A 1,428-nucleotide genomic window follows, 5' to 3' on the forward strand; every position below is an offset into this window, starting at 1 on the left:
GGTTCGCCGGCGGCCCGACGGGGACGTACGACGCCCCGACCGAGCGCGCGGTGAGCGGCTTCCAGCGCAAGCGCGGACTGCCCCGGACAGGCCGCACCGACACCGTCACCTGGCAGCGGCTGGTGGCGATGACGCGCGAGCCGGGCAAGTGGCAGCTGTACGCGATGGGCGGGCAGCCGGCCGCCGCACCCGACCCGCGCTGTCTGACCGGGCGGGTGCTGTGCATCAGCAAGTCGAGCCGGACGCTGCGCTGGATGGTCGACGGGCGGACGCTGTCGACGCTGGCGGTGCGGTTCGGCTCCCAGTACACGCCGACCCGGGAGGGCGTCTTCCACGTCTACTGGAAGTCCCGCCACCACTGGTCGACGCTCTACCACGCGCCGATGCCGTACGCGATGTTCTTCAGCGGCGGCCAGGCGGTGCACTACTCCTACGACTTCGCCGCCCGCGGCTACGCGGGGGCCTCGCACGGGTGCGTCAACGTGCGGGACGAGGGCGCGATCGCCGACCTGTACGCACGGGTGCGCAACGGCGACAAGGTCGTCGTCTACCGGTGAGACGGCGAGGTGGCGGATGGGGCGCGGGCGGGACCGGGGGAACGTGTCCCGCCCGCGCCGAGGTGCACGAGCCGTAGGTACGGGGGGAACCCCGGCTCAGTGCGGAAAGCCGATGACCAGTCGGCTCACTCAGTACTGCGCCCGGGCCGCCGAAAGTGTCACACCCACGGCGGAAGAATTTCCGTCCGGCCGCGAAGACGCAGGTCAGGCGGTCTTGCCAAGTCGTGGAACGTCCTGTGGGTCGTGCTGCGGGAGCCGGCCCGGCAGGGGCAGGAGGCTCGTGGGCGCGCCCGTGGTGTGGGCGGGCCGCAGCGCCGGGGTGCCGTGGGCGCGGGGGGTTGTGCGGGGGCCGTCGTCCTCGTCCCCGTCGTCGTCGCCCCGCTTCCCGTCGCCCTGCTCGTCGTCGTCGCCGCTCCGGTCCTTGCCGCCCTTGTCGCCCCGGTCGCCCTTGTCGCTCTTGCCGCCCTTGTCCGTCCTGTCGCCGTCGCCGCCGGTGCCCTTGCGGGGCCGGCCGTCGCCCGCCGAACCGCCGAGGGCGCCCTCCACGGCCTCCCCGGCGCCGGTCCGGTCCCGGCTCGCGGCATTCGGGTCGGCGAGGACGCTGCGGCAGTACGCCTCCACCCGTGCGCTGCCGCCGGCCGCCTCCCTCAGCGCGCGCCGGCGGGCGTCGTCGAGTGTCTTGCCGGCGCTCACGTCATGGCAGTACGCGGCGAGTTCGCGCCGGCGTCCGTCCGCGCCGTCAGCGCCGTGCGTCGCCCGGTCGTCGCCGGGGTCGCGGTCGCCTGCCGTGCCGCCGCGCGCCTCGTCGCGGGTGGTGCCGTCGCCGGAGGGGCCGGGTGTGGCGCCGTCGGGCGTGGACCCGTCCCGCAGG

At 75.3% G+C, this 1,428-nt stretch carries 1 protein-coding gene and 1 pseudogene; one reads left to right on the plus strand and one right to left on the minus strand.

From position 1 onward, the window contains the following. Positions 1 to 557, plus strand: a 557-nt coding sequence (locus GTW67_RS32745; protein WP_161168383.1) for a L,D-transpeptidase family protein, incomplete at its 5' end; no start/stop codon positions are given. Positions 558 to 761: 204 nt separating this feature from the next. Here the strand turns inward: GTW67_RS32745 and GTW67_RS32750 are convergent. Continuing rightward, positions 762 to 1,428, minus strand: a pseudogene (locus GTW67_RS32750) (hypothetical protein); the annotation flags it as partial.

The organism is Streptomyces sp. SID5910 (genome assembly GCF_009862125.1).
Taxonomy (GTDB): Bacteria; Actinomycetota; Actinomycetes; order Streptomycetales; family Streptomycetaceae; genus Streptomyces.